The 14,914-nt window shown below is 71.5% G+C and carries 16 protein-coding genes, 1 tRNA gene and 1 pseudogene; 10 read left to right on the forward strand and 8 right to left on the reverse strand.

All coding sequences use genetic code 11. The features are described from left to right. The first annotated feature begins 106 nt into the window (after positions 1 to 106). The 3 genes and pseudogenes from PV410_RS05930 to PV410_RS05940 all read left to right on the forward strand — a co-directional run bounded on the left by PV410_RS05930 (position 107) and on the right by PV410_RS05940 (position 1,931). Entirely contained in the window at positions 107 to 868 is a 762-nt protein-coding gene (locus PV410_RS05930; protein ID WP_500322773.1) for a GNAT family N-acetyltransferase, read from the forward strand. A 51-nt stretch (positions 869 to 919) separates the two neighbouring features. Further along, positions 920 to 1,734: pseudogene (locus PV410_RS05935) on the forward strand (helix-turn-helix domain-containing protein). Then, entirely contained in the window at positions 1,731 to 1,931 is a 201-nt protein-coding gene (locus tag PV410_RS05940) for a DUF397 domain-containing protein (protein WP_500322774.1), read from the forward strand. Before PV410_RS05935 ends, PV410_RS05940 begins: the two are co-directional and overlap by 4 nt. A gap of 22 nt (positions 1,932 to 1,953) precedes the next feature. Here PV410_RS05940 and PV410_RS05945 read toward each other — a convergent pair whose 3' ends face one another. The 4 genes from PV410_RS05945 to PV410_RS05960 all read right to left on the reverse strand — a co-directional run bounded on the left by PV410_RS05945 (position 1,954) and on the right by PV410_RS05960 (position 6,809). Continuing rightward, positions 1,954 to 3,426, reverse strand: a complete 1,473-nt coding sequence (locus PV410_RS05945; RefSeq protein ID WP_500322775.1) for a GH1 family beta-glucosidase — start codon at positions 3,424 to 3,426, stop codon at positions 1,954 to 1,956. Positions 3,427 to 3,502: 76 nt separating this feature from the next. Continuing rightward, positions 3,503 to 4,420, reverse strand: coding sequence for a carbohydrate ABC transporter permease (locus PV410_RS05950; RefSeq protein WP_500322776.1), 918 nt, complete (start codon positions 4,418 to 4,420; stop codon positions 3,503 to 3,505). Between the two features lie 5 nt (positions 4,421 to 4,425). Next, a complete protein-coding gene (locus PV410_RS05955; RefSeq protein ID WP_500322777.1) occupies positions 4,426 to 5,457 on the reverse strand; it encodes a carbohydrate ABC transporter permease in 1,032 nt (343 codons plus the stop codon). A 5-nt stretch (positions 5,458 to 5,462) separates the two neighbouring features. After that, complete coding sequence (locus PV410_RS05960; RefSeq protein ID WP_500322778.1) at positions 5,463 to 6,809, reverse strand: ABC transporter substrate-binding protein; 1,347 nt, start codon at positions 6,807 to 6,809, stop codon at positions 5,463 to 5,465. A 158-nt stretch (positions 6,810 to 6,967) separates the two neighbouring features. Between PV410_RS05960 and PV410_RS05965 the strand changes: the two genes are divergently transcribed. The 3 genes from PV410_RS05965 to PV410_RS05975 all read left to right on the forward strand — a co-directional run bounded on the left by PV410_RS05965 (position 6,968) and on the right by PV410_RS05975 (position 8,906). Further along, on the forward strand, positions 6,968 to 7,996 hold the full coding sequence (locus PV410_RS05965; protein ID WP_500322780.1) for a LacI family DNA-binding transcriptional regulator: 1,029 nt from the start codon (positions 6,968 to 6,970) through the stop codon (positions 7,994 to 7,996). Positions 7,997 to 8,158: 162 nt separating this feature from the next. Next, the gene (locus PV410_RS05970) at positions 8,159 to 8,347 is read left to right on the forward strand and encodes a hypothetical protein (protein ID WP_500322782.1); all 189 of its coding nucleotides are present in this window, start codon (positions 8,159 to 8,161) and stop codon (positions 8,345 to 8,347) included. A 55-nt stretch (positions 8,348 to 8,402) separates the two neighbouring features. Next, positions 8,403 to 8,906, forward strand: a complete 504-nt coding sequence (locus tag PV410_RS05975; RefSeq protein WP_500322783.1) for a pyridoxamine 5'-phosphate oxidase family protein — start codon at positions 8,403 to 8,405, stop codon at positions 8,904 to 8,906. 7 nt (positions 8,907 to 8,913) lie between these two features. On the opposite strand, the gene PV410_RS05980 is transcribed toward PV410_RS05975, so the two are convergent. Further along, a complete protein-coding gene (locus PV410_RS05980; protein WP_500322784.1) occupies positions 8,914 to 9,690 on the reverse strand; it encodes an isocitrate lyase/PEP mutase family protein in 777 nt (258 codons plus the stop codon). 108 nt (positions 9,691 to 9,798) lie between these two features. Here PV410_RS05980 and PV410_RS05985 point away from each other — a divergent pair, with 108 nt between their 5' ends. Beyond that, positions 9,799 to 10,008, forward strand: coding sequence for a hypothetical protein (locus PV410_RS05985; RefSeq protein WP_499512004.1), 210 nt, complete (start codon positions 9,799 to 9,801; stop codon positions 10,006 to 10,008). Positions 10,009 to 10,075: 67 nt separating this feature from the next. Continuing rightward, a complete protein-coding gene (locus tag PV410_RS05990) occupies positions 10,076 to 10,585 on the forward strand; it encodes a flavoprotein (protein WP_499512003.1) in 510 nt (169 codons plus the stop codon). Between the two features lie 80 nt (positions 10,586 to 10,665). Here PV410_RS05990 and PV410_RS05995 read toward each other — a convergent pair. From PV410_RS05995 to PV410_RS06005, 3 genes are all read right to left on the reverse strand, one after another. Next, positions 10,666 to 10,738: transfer RNA gene (locus PV410_RS05995), tRNA-His, on the reverse strand. A 91-nt stretch (positions 10,739 to 10,829) separates the two neighbouring features. Next, complete coding sequence (gene orn, locus PV410_RS06000) at positions 10,830 to 11,441, reverse strand: oligoribonuclease (RefSeq protein ID WP_500322786.1); 612 nt, start codon at positions 11,439 to 11,441, stop codon at positions 10,830 to 10,832. A 5-nt stretch (positions 11,442 to 11,446) separates the two neighbouring features. Then, positions 11,447 to 12,967 carry a helix-turn-helix domain-containing protein gene (locus tag PV410_RS06005; protein WP_500322787.1) on the reverse strand — a complete coding sequence of 507 codons (1,521 nt, stop codon included), beginning with the start codon at positions 12,965 to 12,967 and terminating at the stop codon, positions 11,447 to 11,449. Between the two features lie 714 nt (positions 12,968 to 13,681). Between PV410_RS06005 and PV410_RS06010 the strand changes: the two genes are divergently transcribed. After that, positions 13,682 to 14,203 (forward strand): universal stress protein, encoded by a 522-nt coding sequence (locus tag PV410_RS06010; RefSeq protein WP_500322789.1) that lies wholly within the window; start codon positions 13,682 to 13,684, stop codon positions 14,201 to 14,203. A 107-nt stretch (positions 14,204 to 14,310) separates the two neighbouring features. Then, positions 14,311 to 14,907 carry an acetate uptake transporter gene (locus PV410_RS06015; protein WP_500322790.1) on the forward strand — a complete coding sequence of 199 codons (597 nt, stop codon included), beginning with the start codon at positions 14,311 to 14,313 and terminating at the stop codon, positions 14,905 to 14,907. Positions 14,908 to 14,914: the final 7 nt, after the last annotated feature.

Consider the following 14,914-nt stretch of genomic DNA (forward strand, 5'->3'; position numbering starts at 1 on the left):
GCAATCCACACCAGGCCAGAAGGCCCTCACCCATTTCAAGATCCCTCAACCGAGACCTGCATCACCCGTCCACAACCTCCCGGGACAGAACACCTAGGCTGCCCCCATGTCAGGACCGCAAATGCCGCAGATCCGCGCCTTCGTCACCGCCTTCGCCCGCCGCCAGGCCGCGCGCACCGTCGACCTCCCCGGTGGCTTCGCCGTCCTCGACGACGCCTACGCGTACTCGCACGGCAACAACCACGTGGTCGTGGACGGCACCTCGGATCCCGAGGCGCTGCCCGCCCTCGCCGACGAGGCGCTGGGCCACCTGAAGCACCGCGCGATCACCGTCCTGGACGACGCCACGGGCACCGCCTGCGCCGCGCCCCTGATCCGCGCCGGCTACCACCACTCCGCCGAGCTCGTCATGCTGCACACCGGCCCTGTGCCGGACGGCGGCCCCGCGGCGGAAGTGGACCTCGACGCCTTCCGCGCCCCCCTCGCCCGGCGCTGGCGCGGCTTCCTCCCGGAGGCCGACGACGAGGTCATCCGCCAGCTCGTCGACCGCCGCGAGGCCCGCCGGCGCGGTGCGGACGTCGTCCGTTTCATCGGCGCGCGGGCGCCCGAGGGAGACGTCGCCTCCTGGGCGGACCTCTACATCGACCCCGCGTCCGGCACCGCCCAGATCGAGGACCTCATCACCTCCGAGGCCCACCTCGGCCGCGGCCACGCCGACGCCGTCCTGTCCACGGCGCTGCGCCAGGCCGTCGACGCCGGGTGCGCCACCCGCTTCCTCGTCGCCGACGCGGACGACTGGCCCCGGCACTGGTACGCGCGCCGCGGCTTCACTGTCATCGGCCGCTTCCACAGCTTCGGACGCGGCTGACAGCGCCGTTCCGTAGTCTGGTGACCACGGAGAGTGCGGGGGTGGGTGCGGATGACCGGCGAGGTGACCCAGCCGCCGATGGCGTGGCGGTACTGCGGCAACCAGGTCAAGCTCTGGCGTGAGCAAGCGGGCGTCACGCGCGAGCAGCTGGCGCGTGAGGCGGCGTACGGCGACGAGACCGTGAAGTCCATGGAGCAGGGCCGCCGCCGGCCCAGTTCCCGGTTGCTCCAGGTCGCGGACCAGCTCTGCGGGGCCGGGGGAAGCTCACGGCGGCGCAGGAGTTCCTGGAACCGGAGAAGTTCCCCGAGCGCACGCGTGAGTTCATGCAGGCGGAAGCCGAGGCGATCGCGCTGTACGGGTACGAGCCCCTGCTGGTTCCCGGGCTGTTGCAGACCGAGGCGTACGCCCGTGCGCTGATGGGCAACAGCTGTCCGCCGCTCGACGACGAGACCATCGAGGAACGGGTCGCGGCGCGTCTTGAGCGGCAGGAGAAGCTGCGGCGGAAGCCCACGGCCTTGTTCGGGTTCGTGCTCTATGAGGCGGCCCTGAGGACGAACGTCGGCGGCCCGGAGGTGATGAAGCGGCAGTTGCAGGACCTGCTGACCGCGGGCTCACTGCGCAACGTCTCCGTCCCGGTGCTGCCTGCCGACCGTGTCGCGTATCCGGCGCTCAGCGGGTCGTTGGTGCTGATGGAGACGGAGGAGCACGAACACCTCGCCTACGTGGAGGCGCAGGAGACCAGCGCCCTCTGCACCGACCCGACGAAGGTCAGCCGGCTGTCGCAACGTCATGGGACCATCCGCATGCAGGCCCTCGGCGTCGAGGAGTCGGCGCGGTTCATCGGCGAGGTGGCGGAGGCCCTATGAACAGCCGGTTGGTGTGGTCCACGTCCAGCTACAGCGACGACCAGGGCGGCAACTGCGTCGAGGTCGCCGCCACCCCCCACCGCGTGCACCTCCGGGACAGCAAGGACCCGGACGGCCCCTCCCTCTCCTTCACCCCCGCCGCGTGGACGCAGTTCCTCCGCGGCGTGGGACGGGACGCGGCACCCCCCTCCGAGTAGTGCGCCGCGTCCCGCCGGTCCGTCAGGACGCGGTGTCCGCCTCCGCCGCGTCGGGGAGCGCGCCCGCGCGGGCGACGCCCGCGTACCAGTGGGCGCTGGACTTCGGGATGCGCTCCTGCGTCTCGTAGTCGACGTAGACCGCGCCGAAGCGCTTGCTGTACCCGTACGCCCACTCGAAGTTGTCCATCAGGGACCACAGGAAGTAGCCCCGCACGTCGGCGCCGTCGCGCATCGCGCGGTGGACCGCCTCCAGGTGGACGCGCAGGTACTCCACGCGCTCGGGGTCGTGCACGGCACCGTCGGGGCCCACGGAGTCCTCGTAGGCCGCGCCGTTCTCGGTGATGAGCAGCGGCAGGTCGGGGAACTCGCGGTTCATCCGCATCAGCAGGTCGTACAGGCCCGTGGGGTCGACGGACCAGCCCATCGCCGTCCGCTCGCCAGGGGGCTGGTGGAAGGCGACGTCGTCCGCGCCCGGCCAGGGGGAGAACGCGCTGGAGCCGTGGCCGTCGCTGCGCGGCCCGTCGACGGAAGCGCCGTCCGACACCAGGGTGGGCGTGTAGTAGTTGATGCCCAGCACGTCCAGCGGGTGGCGCTTGATCGCGGCGAGGTCGCCGTCCTGGACGAAGGACCAGTCGGTCAGGCCGCGGGTGTCCTCGAGCAGGTCCTTCGGGTAGGCGCCGTTGAGCAGGGGGCCGGTGAAGACCCGGTTGCCCACGGCGTCGATGCGGCGGGCGGCGTCCACGTCGGCGGGGGTGCCGGTGAGCGCGCGGACCTGGTGCAGGTTGAGCGTGATGCCGAGCTGGGCGCGGGCCGGGAGGACCGAGCGCAGCGCCTCGGCGGCGCGGCCGTGGCCGAGGTTGAGGTGGTGGGCGGCGCGCAGGGCGGCGACCGGGTCGGTGCGGCCCGGGGCGTGGACGCCGGAGCCGTAGCCGAGGAAGGCGCTGCACCAGGGCTCGTTGAGGGTGGTCCACAGCTGGACGCGGTCGCCGAGGGCCTCGGCGACGATCCGCGCGTACTCGCCGAAGCGCTCCGCGGTGTCGCGGGCGGGCCAGCCGCCGGCGTCCTCGAGCTCCTGCGGCAGGTCCCAGTGGTAGAGGGTGACGGCCGGCTGGATGCCGTGCTCCAGCAACTCGTCGGTGAGCGCGCGGTAGAAGTCGAGGCCCCGCTCCACCGCCGGCCCGCGGCCGGTGGGCTGGACACGGGACCAGGAGACGGAGAACCGGTAGGCGCTCAGGCCGAGGTCGGCCATGAGCCGTACGTCGTCACGGAAACGGTGGTAGTGGTCGGCGGCCACGTCGCCGCTGTGGCCCTCGAAGACCTTGCCGGGGGTGTGGCTGAAGGTGTCCCAGATCGACGGGGTGCGCCCGTCCTCGGCAGCGGCGCCCTCGATCTGGTACGCGGCGGTGGCCGCGCCCCACAGGAAGCCGGGCGGGAACTGGTGGCCGCTTGCCGCGGCGGTGCCGCTCGCTGCGGGACGGATGTCGGACGCTGTCATACGGGAGCGCTCCCATCGGAACGAGTGAACAAGAGGAAGAGAGGGGGAAGGGGCGCGGCCGCGGCCGGGGGAGGGCTCAGCCCTTGACCGCGCCCTGCATGATGCCGCCGACGATCTGCTTGCCGAAGATCACGAAGACCAGCAGCAGCGGGAGCGTGCCGAGCAGCGCGCCCGCCATGATGACGGACTCGTCGGGGATGTAGCCGCGGCCGAGGCTGGTGAGCGCGACCTGCACGGTCGGGTTCTCCTGGGTCAGCGCGATGATCGGCCAGAAGAAGTCGTTCCAGGCCGCGACGAAGGTCAGCATGCCCAGGACCGCCATCGCGGGCCGGGCGGCCGGGAAGACCACGTGCCAGACGATCCGCAGGCTGCTGGCGCCGTCGACGCGGGCGGCCTCGATGATCTCGGTGGGCAGGGCCTGGGAGAGGTACTGCCGCATGAAGAAGACACCGAAGGCACTGACGAAGGTCGGCAGGATGACCGCCTGGAGGTGGTTCGTCCAGTCCAGGTCCGCGATCCACAGGAACAGCGGCACCACGCTCAGCTGCGGCGGCACCATCATGGTGCCGATGGTCAGCATCAGCAGGAAGTTCTTCATCTTGAACTGCAGCTTGGCGAAGGCGAAGCCGGCGATCGTCGAGAACAGCACCGTGCCGATGGTGATGCTGCCGGCGACGATGGTCGTGTTCAGCAGCGCTGTGCTGAGGTTGGCCTCGGTCCACGCGGTCTGCAGGTTGCTGAAGAGGTTCGAGCCGAACCAGAACGGTGGCGGGGTCTGTGCCAGCCGCGAGTTCGTCCGGGAGGCGGCGATCGCGGTCCACACCAGGGGGAAGAGGGATATCGCCGTGAAGACGATCAGCACGATGTAGGTGAACGGGCCCGCGTGCAGCTGCCGTCCGGCCTTGGGCGCCCCGGGGGTGCGGCGCTTCGCCTTGCGGGGCGCGTCCGCTGCGCCGGCCGCCTGATCCGCCGGGTTGGTCGAGATGGTGGCCATCGTCGTCACCCCTCGTGGTTCTTGCGCAGCCAGCGGGCGACCAGCCCGTTGACGGCGGCGATCAGCAGCAGGAGCAGGAACATCGCCCAGGCGATGGCCGAGGCCCGCCCGAGGTGGTAGTTCGTCCAGCCCTGCTCGTACAGGTACAGGCCCAGCGTCTGGAACTGGTGGGAGGAGCCGCCCTTCTCGCCGCCGGGGCCGCCGAAGAGGAACGGCTCGCCGAACAGCTGGGTGGCGCCGATCGTCGAGACCACGATCGTGAAGAGGATCGTCGGCCGCAGCATCGGGATCGTCACGTGGCGGAACTGCTGCCAGCGCGAGGCGCCGTCCAGCGCGGCGGACTCGTACAGGTCGTGCGGCACGGCCTGCATCGCGGCCAGGTAGATCAAGGTGTTGTAACCGGTCCAGCGCCAGATCACGATCGACGAGACGGCGATCTGGGAGGACCAGGTGCCCGCCCGCCAGTCGATGTGGTGGCTGAAACCGAGGTGCTCCAGCACCCAGTTGATCATGCCGTAGTCGGTGCCGAACATCAGCGTGAAGACCAGCGTGGCGGCGGCCACCGACGTGGCGTACGGGGTGAGCATCGCGACCCGGAAGAAGGTCGAGCCGCGCAGCTTGTAGTTGAGCAGGTGGGCCAGGCCCAGTGCGATGAGCAGCTGCGGGACGGTCGAGATCACACCGATGGTGAACGTGTTCTTCAGGGCGTTCCAGAAGAACTCGTCCTCAAGCAGGCGGGTGTAGTTGTGGAAGCCGACGAACTCCCGCGCGTCGAGGTTGGTCAGCTCCACCCGGTAGAAGGAGGACCAGCCCGTGTAGATCAGCGGGAAGAGGCCGAAGGCGGCGAAGAACAGGAAGAAGGGCGAGACGAAGGCGTACGGCATCGCCTTGACGTCCCACCGGTAGCGGCGGCTGCGCCAGCGGCCGCGTCGCTCGTCACGTGCGTCGCGCGGACGGCCGGAGCCGCCGCGCGGGGCCGCGCCCCCCTCGGAGGGGGGCGCGGTCACTGCGGTCATGTCGGAGATCTCCGAAGCCATGCGGGTCACTGGTCCAGTGCGTTGTCGATTTCCTTCTCGGCAGCCGCCCAGCCCTGAGCAGGGGTCTTGCCCTGCTGCTCGACCTGCAGGATGCCGACGTCGGTGATGGCCGTGTAGATCTGCTGGTCCTTCGGACCGATCACCAGGGTCGGGATGCTCTTGGCCGCGTCGGCGAAGATCTGGCCGATCGGCGCGTTGTTGAAGTACTCGTGCTTGGCGTCCTTGACCTCGGGCAGGTCATAGGCGCCCGGGGCGCTCGGGAAGCTCGCCTGCTTGGCGAAGACCTTGGCCTGCTGCGCCGGGGCGGTCAGCCACGCGGCCAGCTTGACGGCCTCTTCCTTGTTCTTGCCGGCCGAGGGCACGCCGACGAAGGAGCCGCCCCAGTTGGCGGGCTTCGGCGCGGCGGCGACGTCCCACTTGCCCTTGCCCGCGTCGCCGGCCTTCTCCTGGATGTAGCCGAGCATCCACGACGGGCAGGGGAGCGAGGCGAAGCGGCCGTTGGCGAAGCCCTGGTCCCAGGCCTTGTCGAACAGCTTCAGCTTGGCCGTCATCTTGCCGGTGGTGGCCTCCATGGCCAGGTCCCAGGCCTCCTTCACGGAGGGGCTGGTCTTGTAGATGACCTTGCCGCTGCTGTCGTAGTAGCGCTCGGAGGCGGAGTTGCTGATCGCCTGGTAGAGACCGGCGGACGAGTCCAGGAACGTGGTGCCCTTGGGCGCGTTCTCGGTGTAGGTCTTGCCCGCGTCCAGGTACTTGCTCCAGTCACCGGCCCACAGCTTGCCGACCTCGGCGCGGTCGGTGGGGAGCCCCGCCTTCTTGAACAGGTCGGTGCGGTAGCAGATGGCCATCGGGCCGATGTCGGTGCCGAGGCCGATGGTCTTGCCGTCGGAGGTGCTGGCCTGGGCCCACTTCCAGTCGAGGTAGTTCGACTTCTCGACGCCCTCGGCCTTGGAGAGGTCCTCGAACTTCGCCGCCTGGGTGGTGACGATCTCGTTGATGTTGCCGACCTCGATGGCCTGGATGTCGCTCAGGCCGCTGCCGGCGGCGAGGTGGGTGAGGAGCTGCGGGTAGTAGGCGTCGTTCCGCTCGATCACGTTCTCCTTGATCGTGATGTTCGGATGCGCCTTCTCGTACTCCTCGTACAGACCGGCCTGCTTGTAGCCGAAGACACCGAAGGTGCCGACCGTGAGGGTGATCTTGCCCTTGCCGTCACCCTCCGAGCCACCGGCCTTGGCGGGCTCGTCGCTGTCCTTGGAGCAGCCGGCGAGCAGGCTCACTCCGAGCGCGGCCACCGCGGTTATCGCTACGGCAGCGGTACGGCCTCGTGGCCGGGACGACTTCCTTGTCGTGCGCATTCGGGTCCTCCGGGATACGTGCGGGAAGTGTACGTGTTCGCTAGTGTGGGAGCGCTCCCACATGTGATGTGTTGAAGAGTCTCCGTTCCCCGATGAGGTGTCAAGGGAGCAGACGCTCTAAGTTGGCGCAGTTACCACCTCGTGATTGGGAGGCCGCAATGGTGATCGGCGGACGGCGCAGCGGCAGGCCGACGCTCGAAGAGGTCGCCGCGCGGGCCGGAGTGGGCCGGGGCACCGTCTCCCGGGTGATCAACGGATCACCTCGGGTGAGCGACCATGCCAAGGCCGCGGTCGAGGCCGCCATCGCCGAGCTCGGCTACGTCCCCAACCGCGCGGCGCGCGCCCTGGCGGGCAACCGGACGGACGCGATCGCCCTGGTCATCCCGGAGGCCGAGACCAGGCTCTTCGCGGAGCCGTACTTCTCCGACATCATCCGGGGCGTGGGCGCCGAGCTCGCCGACACCGACATGCAGCTGCTGCTCACGCTGCTGCGGACGCCCAAGGAACGGCAGCGCTTCGCCCAGTACCTCACCGCCCACCGGGTCGACGGCGTCCTGCTGGCCTCGGTGCACGAGGACGACCCGCTGCCCGACCTGCTGGAGCAGTTGGAGATGCCGACAGTGCTCAGCGGCCGCCGCTCCGACCTGGAGTCGGTGTCGTACGTCGACTCCGACAACGTCGGCGGCGCCCGTTCGGCGGTCGCGCACCTGCTGGGGCTCGGGCGCAGGAGCGTCGCGACCATCACCGGCCCCCTGGACATGTACGTCGCCCGCTGCCGCCTCGACGGCTACCGTCAGGCGGTCGAGGCCGCCGGGCTGGTCCACGACAACGCGCTGGTAGCGGCCGGCGACTTCACCGAGGAGGGCGGCCGCGCCGCGATGCGGGCGCTGCTGGAGCGCCGCCCCGACGTCGACGCGGTCTTCGCGGCCTCGGACGTCATGGCCGGCGGCGCGCTGCAGGTGCTGCGCGAGCGGGGCCGGCGGGTGCCCGACGACGTGGCGCTGATCGGCTTCGACGACTCCGCCATCGCGCGCCACACCGACCCGCCCCTGACCAGCGTGCGGCAGCCGATCGAGGAGATGGGCCGCACCATGGCGCGGGTGCTGCTGGAGGAGATCGCGGCGAGCACCGCCACCCGTCGGCACGTCGTGCTGTCGACCGAGCTCGTGCGCCGCGAGTCCGCGTGACCGCCGCCCCGGCGGAGCGCAGTGCCAAGTGACGCCTACGACCTGAAGAGTTGGCCCGGATGCCGGGGGTGAGCCCCGTCACGTGAGGAGGGTCACGTGTGACATGGGCCCACGGGGCGCCATCCGCGGCTCTTTGTCACACCCCTCTCCTAAAATCAAGACATGCCACCGACCGTTCTGGACCGCCGCTCCGTCGAAGCCGCCAATGAGGCCATACGGCGGTACGTCGCGGGCCGGCGCACCTGGTCGCGCGCCGAACTGGCCGAGCTGGACCGCCTCCGCGGGATCTGGCAGGCCGCCCGCCAGGGACAGGGCGACGCCCCGGCCCGCCGCCTTCCGGGCGAGGACTGACACCGCCCCGGCAATGCCGACAGAGGATGTCGGGTATGCCGGGGAGCATGGCGGCATGACGACCAGCTGGACAGACTTCCAGGAAGCACAGCCCGGCCTCGCCGAGGCCGTGCGCACCCGATTCGGCGGCTACAAGCACCACGTCCTCGGCACCCTCCGTGCCGACGGCTCACCCCGGCTCAGCGGCATCGAGGCCGAGTTCCGGCTCGGCGAGCTGTGGCTCGGCATGATGCCCGGCTCCCGCAAGGCCCTCGACCTGCGCCGCGATTCGCGCTTCGCGCTCCACGTCAACCCCGGTCCCGACACCTCCATGGACGGGGGCGACGTGCGGATCTCCGGGCGCGCCGTCGAGGTCACCGACCCGGCGGCGATCGCCCGCTTCACCGGCGAGGTGACGGTGCCCGAGGGGCCCTTCCACCTCTTCCGCGCCGACATCGCCGAGGTCGTGCGCACCTGCGTCGAGGACCCCGACCTCGTCCTGCAGGTGTGGCGGCCCGGCGGTCCGCTGCGCACCGTGCGCCGCGGCAACGACGAGTCGCCCCCGCGCACGGACGGCTGAGGTGCCGTCAGTCCTCGGGGAAGGGACTGTCCCCGCGCGCCACGGTCGCGAGGAGCCCGGAGAAGTACCGCTGGACCATCTGATGGAGCTGGTGGCCGAAGCTGATCCGCGCCACCCCCAGCTCCGCCAGACGGGCCGGTGAGGGCCCGCCCGGCCGGGACAGCACGTTGACCGGGCGGCCGTCCACGGCCTCGACGACGGCCCGGACGGTGGCCTCGTCCAGCGCCCCGATCGGGTAGACGCAGTCCGCGCCCGCCTCCAGGTACGCCCGTGCCCGGCCCGCCGCGTCCGCCAGCCGCTCCGCGGCACCGGCGCCGCCGCGGAGGAAGCAGTCCGTCCGGGCGTTGATCACCAGCTCCGGGGCCGCCGCGCGCAGGGCGGCGATGTACGCCGCCTGCTCCCCGGGGTCGGCCAGCAGCCCCGTGCGGTGGTCGGTGTCCTCCAGGTTGCAGCCCACGGCACCGGTCGCGGCCAGCCGCTCCGCCAGCTCCGCGGGCGGCAGCCCGTAGCCCCGCTCCATGTCGGCGGTCACCGGCACGGGGACGGCACGGGCGATGCGGGCGACCGCGGCGCACATCTCGTCCGCGGGGGTGTCCTCCTGGTCCTGGTAGCCCAGGGTGGGCGCCACGGCCGCGCTCCCGGTGGCGACCGCCGGGAAGCCCGCGTCGGCCACGGCACGTGCCGAGGCGGCGTCCCAGACGTTCGGCAGGACCAGCGGGTCGCCCGGCACGTGCAGGGCGCGGAGTCGGGAGGCGAGGGCCGTACGGGAGGGCTCGGTGCTCATGCCCTCCACGCTACGAGCGCGGGTCCGGACCCGACGAGGGCCATTCACCCGTCGTGCGCCAGGGCCACTTCGGGTGCGCCGGGCGCCGGGGTGCCGCAAGCTGGACGGGTGAGCACCACCCCGATCGTCGTGTCCCCCGTCCAGGCAGGGGACCCGCCCTTCCGCATCGTGCAGATCGACGGGGAACCCGTCGGCATCGCCCATGACCTGCTCGACGTCGTCCGCATCGCCCTCGACGCCGGGCGGGAGCACGTCGACTTCGACGACCCCCAGGCCGTGCGCTGGCTCGGCGGGGGCAAGTACCACTGGGCCCCGTGAGGCCCTCCGGACGTCCGGTCCTCCGTATGGTTGCGTAAGATCCACTTCCCGCGATTGGGTGGTCCGCATGACTCGGACCCTCTACCTCTTCGCCGGTGCCGCCCCCTCCGTCTTCGACGTCGCGCGCGTCATCGAGGACGCCCAGGTGCGCGGCTGGGACGTCTGCCTCGGCCTGACGCCCACCGCGGCCCGCTGGCTGGAGCCGAGCCTGGACGGACTGGCCGCGCTGACCGGCCGCCCGGTGCGCCACGAGTACCCGCTGCCCGGCCGGCCCGAGGTCTGGCCGCCGGCCGACGTGATCCTGGTGGCCCCGGCCACCTTCAACACGATCAACGGGTGGGCACTGGGCCTGACGGAGACGTTCGTGGCCGGCACCCTCGCCGAGGGCATCGGCAAGCGCGTCCCGATGGTGGCGATGCCGTCCGTGAACGCGGCGCTCATGCAGCACCCGCAGTACGAGCGCTCGCTGGAGACCCTGCGCGCCGCCGGGGTCACGGTGCTCTTCGGCGACGCCGGGTCCGGCCCGGAGTACCCCTGGCAGCCGGCGCTCGCCGCCGCCGAGGCGGTCGCGGGCTGATCCGCCCCGCCCGGGGTCACGAGGGCCCGGGGACGAGGAAGGCCCGGTCTGCTTCCGCAGACCGGGCCTTCCCTGGTGAGGGTGAGTGACGGGACTCGAACCCGCGGCATCCTGGACCACAACCAGGTGCTCTACCAGCTGAGCTACACCCACCATGACCGGTGATTGCTACTGCTTCCCACCGGCCGAGAAAAAGTGTACAGGGTCCGGAGGGGTGCTCGCTGCCACGTTTTCCGTGGGTCGCTCAGTCCGAGGTTTCCGCAGGCAGGACGTACTTCGCGGCGATCGAGCGCGCCGTGTCGGTGTCCGGCCCGGGCTGGGGCACGAAGACCGCCTCGCGGTAGTAGCGCAACTCCGCGATGGACTCGCGGATGTCGGCGAGGGCGCGGTGGTTGCCGTTCTTCTCCGGGCTGGCGAAGTAGGCGCGCGGGTACCAGCGCCGGGACAGCTCCTTGATGGAGGAGACGTCCACGATGCGGTAGTGCAGGTGCTGCTCGAGCGTGGGCATGTCCCGGGCGAGGAAACCGCGGTCGGTGGAGACCGAGTTCCCGCACAGCGGCGCCTTGCGGGGCTCGGCCACGTACTGGCGGACGTAGTCCAGGACCAGCTTCTCCGCCTCCTCCAGCGTCACCCCGCCGTCGAGCTCCTCCAGCAGGCCGGAGGTGGTGTGCATCGTGCGGACGATCTCCGGCATGCTCCCCAGTGACTCGGCCGGCGGACGGATGACGATGTCCACCCCCTCGCCGAGCACGTTGAGCTCCGAGTCGGTGACGAGCGCCGCCACCTCGATCAGAGCGTCCTGGGCCAGGGAGAGCCCGGTCATCTCGCAGTCGATCCACACCATCCGGTCGTTCATACGTCTCACCCTACGGGGCGATCCCGCGGAGCAGGCATAGTCGCGCTGCGGCTGCGTCCGTCACGGCCGTCCCGGTCACCGCGCGGCCGCCGTGCGCCGTGCGGCTCGCGGGCGTCGAAACGGCTGCCGGGCTGCTCCGGGATGCGCGTCGCGTAGGGCGGCTCGGCGTCGGTCTTGGCCGTGCCCGGGCCACCGCCGGGACCGGCCTGCCCCGCGATCTGCAGCACCGCGCCGTGACCGCGGTCCGCGGTGGGCACGGGGCTGCGGCGCGGGGCCGGCACCGGGCCGCCTGCCGCCTCGCCGCCGCGTGGTTCCCGGGCGGCGGCGAGTGCGTTGTCCGGGTCGTCCTGCGGGCGCCGGGCCCGGTAGGCCGCCCGGTACGAGGCGGGGGAGGAGCCGAGCTGGCGGCGGAAGTGACCGCGCAGCGCGACGGGCGAGCGGAAGCCGCAGCGCGCGGCGACCTCGTCCACGGAGTAGTCGGAGGTCTCCAGCAGCCGCTGCGCCTGCAGGACGCGCTGGGTGATCAGCCACTGCAGGGGCGCACTGCCGGTCAGCGTGCGGAAGCGGCGGTCGAAGGTGCGGCGGCTCATGTAGGCGCGGGCGGCGAGGGTCTCCACGTCGAACTGCTCGTGTAGGTGCTCCAGCGCCCAGGCGACGACCTCGGCGAGCGGATCGCCGCCGATCTCCTCCGGTAAAGAGCGGTCGAGGTGCCGGGGCTGGCCGCCCCAGTCGCCGCGCCGCGGCGGCACGACCAGCCGGCGGGCGAGCGCGTTGGCGGCCTCGCCGCCGTGGTCGCTGCGTACGACGTGCAGGCACAGGTCGATGCCGGCGGCGGTGCCCGCGCTGGTGAGGACGTCGCCGTCGTCGACGAACAGCTCGCGCGGGTCGACGTGGACGGACGGGTAGCGCTTGGCGAGGGTCGGCGCGTACATCCAGTGCGTGGTGGCCGGGCGGCCGTCCAGCAGCCCCGCGGCGGCGAGCACGAAGGCGCCGGTGCACAGCCCGATGATGCGCGCGCCCTCCTCGTGCGCGCGGCGCAGCGCGTCCAGCGCCTCGGCGGGCGGCGGCTGCGAGATCGAGCGCCAGGCGGGCACGACGACCGTGCCGGCCCGCGACAGCGCCTCCAGCCCGTACGGGGCCGACAACTCCAGCCCGCCGGTGGTGCGCAGCGGGCCGTCCTCACCGGCGCAGACCAGCAGCCGGTAGCGCGGCACGCCCGCGTCCTGGCGGTCGATGCCGAACACGGAGAGCGGGATCGAGCTCTCGAAGATCGGGCCGCCGCTGAACAGCAGTACGGCGACGACCTCCTGGCGGCGTCGTGCCGACAACTTCCGTGGTCCGCGGCCTTGTTGGGTGGTGGCGGACGGGCCGGCCGGGCCTGACGGAACGGAGGTGCTCACCGGGACGCCGGACGCTCCCGGGACGTGCGGGACGCCCGGTGCCCCCGTCGACGCGGACGGTGCGGTGGACATGCCGGCGGCCGACTGGATCTCCGCCATGGTGCCGGTCCTGGACTCCTGTGTCATGGAGCTCAAGCCCCCCTCGGTCGTCTGGTCCTCTCGGTCCTGCACGGGTCCCCCGCCGTTGTCACCCAAGATCGAATCTACTGGTTCCGCTGTACCCGCAGTGGCAAGTTCACCACCTGCCGGTATGTCGACATGACCACGTGGCGTGAAGCATTCGATCACGAAGCGTTCCCCTCGTGAAGTGTGCCTTCCGCGAGGGGAACCGGCGCACAACGCCCGTGCGCCCCCTCATTCCGCTTCCGCCCTGGTGGCGGCGGGGGTTGTGGCACATGATCCCAAGTCCCCCTGGGGATAGGGAAGTTGGCCGAAAATGATGGGAAGTCCTGTACGCACCCCTGGTCAGCGCTCCGTCGTACGCCCCTTGTGTGGCCGGAGAACGAGTGCGCCCCCTATGCCTCGTACGGCCGGGAGGACGATTCCGGATATGGCCGGAGGCGGACAGCGGGAGAGGGCCGGGCGCGAGGTGCCTTGTCCGATTGGCGGCGGGGCGTTGCGCTCGACGGCCGGCTCCGGCATTCTCCTGGAAACTCCGGGGTAGGGGGACGCTGTGAGGGCGCCTGCGCATCTGTGCAGGGGCCCCCAGTCGCCGTACTCTGGAGTCAGCGGGAAGGGCAGCCCCTTACCGGTCGAAATCAGGCCGGTCCCGCGGCCCCCGCACTGTTGTTGTCCGCCCACTCGGCGCTCCCGGCGCCGACCTTGCCGAGAAACCGCATCATGGCCGGTTACGAGCTCCCCGAGCCCGCCGACGGAAAGCCGCTCGCCGAATCGGCGGCGGCCCCGGAGGCGGCCTGCGAGCCGCGCACTTCCTGTGATCCCGCCTTCCGGCACGGCGTGGTCGTCGGTTTCGACGGCTCCGTGTCGAGTGAACGGGCCCTCGCGTACGCCATCGGCATGGCACGCCGGTCCGGTTCTGCGCTGATCATCGTGCACGTCGCCAACAGGCTCCCGGCGACCGTGTGGGCGGGCTGCGAGCCGCCCGTCTTCGTCGACGTCCCCGACCACCGCACCGAGGTGCTCGGCCTGGAACTCGCCTGCGCCGACCACCTGTCGGAGGTCCCGTGGATCCTGGTCGAGCGCGGCGGCGACATCTGCCACGAGCTGGAGGAGGTCGGCCGGGAGTACGAGGCCGACGCCATCGTGGTGGGTGGGACGCACGGGATCATCGGCAAGATCTTCGGGTCGGTCGCCGGACGGCTCGCGCGGCGCGCCCAGCGGCCTGTCGTGGTCATTCCATAACGATTCGGTGCACGCCGCCGTGAATACGGCCTCCGCAGGATTGCTTGTGCCCTTGTGAAGGGTATCTCATCAGCAGTTTCTTCCCTCGTACACGAAGGGGGCCCGCGGTGGACAACGACGTCTCCACGGCGCGCACGGCAGGAGCCGGTGCTACGGCTCTGGGATATCTGACACTCGGCCTGACGCTGATCGCCTACGGGCTGCTCAGCACCGGCGTATTCGACAACACCGCGGCGGCGGACGCCGCGCGGCTCGCGCTGGTCGTCGGCGGCGTCACGCAATTCGTCGCCGGCATGTGGGAGTTCTACGGTGGCAACGGCTTCACCGGCACCGCCTTCGCCTCACTGGGCGCCTTCTGGGTGACCTGGTCGGCGGGGTCCGGCGCGGGCGCGAGCAAGGAGGCCGCCGGGCTCTTCATGCTCCTGTGGGCGCTGCTGGCGCTCAGCCTGACCATGGCCGCGTGGCAGATGGGCGGCGTGGCGCAGGCGGTCTTCGGGCTGCTGACCGTGGCCACGGCCCTGTCCGGCATCGCGGCACTCGCCTCCAACAGCGGCCTCGGCAAGGCGGGCGGCTGGGTCGGCCTCGCGGCCGGCGCGGTCGCCTGGCACGGCGGGACCGCACTGCTCACCAACGCCACGTGGGGCCGGCGCGCCCTCGCCGACGGCTGGCGGCTGGCCATGCCGCACCGCGGGCACGCGGCCTGACGTCCGG

This window comes from Streptomyces sp. PA03-5A, assembly GCF_033792725.1.
Classification (GTDB): domain Bacteria; phylum Actinomycetota; class Actinomycetes; order Streptomycetales; family Streptomycetaceae; genus Actinacidiphila.

Excerpts from the sequence above, each read along its gene's own strand:
- PV410_RS05930 (WP_500322773.1), top strand. The coding sequence starts at position 107 with ATGTCAGGACCGCAAATGCCGCAGATCCGCGCCTTCGTCACCGCCTTC.
- PV410_RS05940 (WP_500322774.1), top strand. The coding sequence starts at position 1,731 with ATGAACAGCCGGTTGGTGTGGTCCACGTCCAGCTACAGCGACGACCAG.
- PV410_RS05945 (WP_500322775.1), bottom strand. The coding sequence starts at position 3,426 with ATGACAGCGTCCGACATCCGTCCCGCAGCGAGCGGCACCGCCGCGGCA.
- PV410_RS05950 (WP_500322776.1), bottom strand. The coding sequence starts at position 4,420 with ATGGCCACCATCTCGACCAACCCGGCGGATCAGGCGGCCGGCGCAGCG.
- PV410_RS05955 (WP_500322777.1), bottom strand. The coding sequence starts at position 5,457 with ATGGCTTCGGAGATCTCCGACATGACCGCAGTGACCGCGCCCCCCTCC.
- PV410_RS05960 (WP_500322778.1), bottom strand. The coding sequence starts at position 6,809 with ATGCGCACGACAAGGAAGTCGTCCCGGCCACGAGGCCGTACCGCTGCC.
- PV410_RS05965 (WP_500322780.1), top strand. The coding sequence starts at position 6,968 with ATGGTGATCGGCGGACGGCGCAGCGGCAGGCCGACGCTCGAAGAGGTC.
- PV410_RS05970 (WP_500322782.1), top strand. The coding sequence starts at position 8,159 with ATGCCACCGACCGTTCTGGACCGCCGCTCCGTCGAAGCCGCCAATGAG.
- PV410_RS05975 (WP_500322783.1), top strand. The coding sequence starts at position 8,403 with ATGACGACCAGCTGGACAGACTTCCAGGAAGCACAGCCCGGCCTCGCC.
- PV410_RS05980 (WP_500322784.1), bottom strand. The coding sequence starts at position 9,690 with ATGAGCACCGAGCCCTCCCGTACGGCCCTCGCCTCCCGACTCCGCGCC.
- PV410_RS05990 (WP_499512003.1), top strand. The coding sequence starts at position 10,076 with ATGACTCGGACCCTCTACCTCTTCGCCGGTGCCGCCCCCTCCGTCTTC.
- orn (WP_500322786.1), bottom strand. The coding sequence starts at position 11,441 with ATGAACGACCGGATGGTGTGGATCGACTGCGAGATGACCGGGCTCTCC.
- PV410_RS06005 (WP_500322787.1), bottom strand. The coding sequence starts at position 12,967 with ATGACACAGGAGTCCAGGACCGGCACCATGGCGGAGATCCAGTCGGCC.
- PV410_RS06010 (WP_500322789.1), top strand. The coding sequence starts at position 13,682 with ATGGCCGGTTACGAGCTCCCCGAGCCCGCCGACGGAAAGCCGCTCGCC.